Annotated in this window: 4 protein-coding genes; 3 read left to right on the top strand and 1 reads right to left on the bottom strand. The window is 40.4% G+C overall.

What is annotated here, in order from left to right:
- Positions 1-116: 116 nt before the first annotated feature.
- Both B4033_RS07875 and gloB read left to right on the top strand, forming a co-directional pair.
- Entirely contained in the window at positions 117-701 is a 585-nt protein-coding gene (locus B4033_RS07875) for a flavin reductase family protein (protein WP_004812372.1), read from the top strand.
- A gap of 121 nt (positions 702-822) precedes the next feature.
- Positions 823-1,557, top strand: coding sequence for a hydroxyacylglutathione hydrolase (gene gloB / locus B4033_RS07870; protein WP_286833002.1), 735 nt, complete (start codon positions 823-825; stop codon positions 1,555-1,557).
- Between the two features lie 9 nt (positions 1,558-1,566).
- On the opposite strand, the gene B4033_RS07865 is transcribed toward gloB, so the two are convergent.
- Positions 1,567-1,839, bottom strand: a complete 273-nt coding sequence (locus B4033_RS07865) for a hypothetical protein (protein WP_076753375.1) — start codon at positions 1,837-1,839, stop codon at positions 1,567-1,569.
- A gap of 398 nt (positions 1,840-2,237) precedes the next feature.
- On the opposite strand from B4033_RS07865, the gene B4033_RS07860 reads away from it, so the two are divergent.
- The gene (locus B4033_RS07860; RefSeq protein ID WP_004812366.1) at positions 2,238-2,441 is read left to right on the top strand and encodes a hypothetical protein; all 204 of its coding nucleotides are present in this window, start codon (positions 2,238-2,240) and stop codon (positions 2,439-2,441) included.
- Positions 2,442-2,552 lie beyond the last annotated feature (111 nt).

Below are 2,552 nucleotides of genomic sequence, written 5' to 3'. Positions count from 1 at the left end.
CCTTTTGTTTAGCTCTTTAGTTTAAAAGCTTTTTTCGCCAAAAAAATTTATATATGTTAATAAGCCAATAAGTGCATAATTTTTAGCACGTACATTTGTTTATTTTAAGGTTTGCAATGTCTAATCCCCATCTGAAAGCTGTACCCTTGGAAAAATCCTATCGTTTGCTCAATCATGGTCCAACGGTGCTGGTCTCTGCCAGGGATCAGGAAAATACGGATGTTATGGCCGCAGCCTGGGCTTGTGCACTAGAATTCCAGCCAGCTAAAGTCACTGTAGTTTTAGATAAAAGTACCAAAACCCGCAAAATTATTGAAAATTCTGGTTACTTTGCTTTGCAAGTTCCTACGCTTAAACAACTGAACATGGTGCAAGCTGTTGGCACGATCAGCATGCATGATCAACCCAATAAGTTAGAACAATGTGGTGTGGAACTGTTCCAGTTTGATCAGTCAGACATTCCAGTTGTAAGGGGTTGTGCAGCCTGGCTGCTGTGTGAACTGATTCCTGAACCCCATAATCAGCAAACTCATGACCTGTTTATTGGCAAGGTCATTGCGGCTTATGCTGACGAGCGCGTGTTCCGTGATGGACACTGGTATTATCAGGACGTGGAGCGTGAATGGCGCAGCATTCACCATATTGCAGGCGGTCATTTTTATAGCATTGGTGATCCGGTTTCAGCGGATGATATAGACTGATCACCCAACCTATACACTCTTAAAATCAGATACATGAATCATCAACAAACATCGACCCAGCATCTGCATATGCCGGGTAATTATGCTAATTTACTAAATAACTTCAAACGGTTTAACTGAAATGATGCCTTTCAAAATTCACTGTATAGACGTCAAAAATAACTTACAGAATTATATCTGGCTGCTGGAACATACAGACTCCAAACAGGTCGTGGCTGTTGATCCCACGGAAGCTGGTCTGGTACAGGAATATTGCCAGCAGTATAGACTGGAACTGGCGCAGATCTGGTTAACCCATTGGCATAAAGACCATATTGGCGGTGTTCCTGAACTGATTCAGGATAAAAACATTCCGGTATATGGTCCTCGTGAGGAATTGAGTAAAATTCCATTCATCAGCCATCCTCTAGAGCATGAAGATGAATTCAATTTTCATGGTATCGATGTCAGCATCATCAGTGTACCGGGACACACTTTAGGCCACATTGTCTACTTTATTGATGCGCTAGATGTGCTGTTCTGCGGTGATACCCTGTTTGCAATGGGCTGTGGACGGGTGTTTGAAGGTACTTTTGAACAGATGTACCACTCTCTATCCCGTCTGGCTGCATTACCCCCGCGCACCAAGGTGTACTGTACACATGAATATACACTTTCCAATGCCCAGTTTGCACTGCATGCAGAACCAGATAATCTGGAAATTCAGGAGCGCCATGAACAGGTCGAACGTCTGAGAATGCTAGGCCAATGCACCTTACCCAGCACGATTGAAATTGAACTTAAAACCAATCCTTTCTTGCGTGCAGACAGCGTTGAAGAATTTGCCCGTTTAAGAACCTTGAAAGATAATTTCTAATTAGGGTTTTTATAGAATCTGATTGCTTTGCGCGTAGGCATCCAGCTCTGCTTGGGTCACAACGCGTAAAGCATGCATTTCATCCACCCGAACCAGTAATAAACCGCCCAGTGCTGGCTGATAACGTCTTGCACTCCCGAATGGCGTATATGCCACTTGAGACTGTACGGTAAATTCAATCCAGTCCTCATGTCCCAACATGACAGCAACCGGTGTCTGATCCTCTTGCTGCATACGTTCAATGCAATCCTTTACATACTGTTCAATATTCACATGTGTCATATTCAGACTCACTATTTTTTGCAAGTATAAATTATTCTACACATTGATCGAGGACCACTTATTGCAAAAAATGGTCAACCAGATGATTGCTGCAATCTTTACCCAAATTGAAATGAATAACAATTCGACCAGTTGTAGACACCCCCTAACTGCAACATACTCAAAACTTTATTATGCTTAAATTTTATTTAATCAGGGTGAGATTTCTAATATTTAGTTACAACATCCAAAAGCATTCATAAATCATAAATTTAGCTATTTATTAGTGAAATTTCATCCAATTATTTGTCTATAAAAAAAGCATTTTCAGGAAATTTAAAAAATTTTTAAAATTTCCCCCTTTAAAAAATTTTTATTCACCCTAATTTATTAAGGAACAGTGATGAAGGAGTTATCTCGTGAAAAAAGTGGTGAAAGCAAAAAATCTTCTGGCATTCCGTCTATGGCTTGAAAAATTGGGGTATTCCGTACGTACCTTGGCAGACAACCGTGGTTTTACATTTAGTTTTAAAAAAGAATACGGTCTGGTGACCTGTGATCTCTCTGGCAATACCCTTGCGATGCAATTGGGTGAAGAATTCGAAGACCATTTGAAGGCTTAATTTGCGTCACTTTTAACGCGAAAGATCAATTCAAACATCTTAAGTTAACGCCAAGCTAGCCCATTTCGATGGGCTTTTTTTATAGCTATAAAATTTCAGGCGAAAAAAAAC

The sequence above is a fragment of the Acinetobacter sp. UBA3132 genome, from assembly GCF_002364825.1.
Lineage (GTDB): Bacteria > Pseudomonadota > Gammaproteobacteria > Pseudomonadales > Moraxellaceae > Acinetobacter > Acinetobacter schindleri.
The sequence above is the reverse complement of the archived record's forward strand: the minus strand, read 5'-3'. Positions and strand labels throughout refer to the sequence as shown.

What these genes read in the sequence shown, in the direction of transcription:
- B4033_RS07875 (WP_004812372.1), top strand. Translation starts at nt 117, where the DNA reads ATGTCTAATCCCCATCTGAAAGCTGTACCCTTGGAAAAATCCTATCGT.
- gloB (WP_286833002.1), top strand. Translation starts at nt 823, where the DNA reads ATGATGCCTTTCAAAATTCACTGTATAGACGTCAAAAATAACTTACAG.
- B4033_RS07865 (WP_076753375.1), bottom strand. Translation starts at nt 1,839, where the DNA reads ATGACACATGTGAATATTGAACAGTATGTAAAGGATTGCATTGAACGT.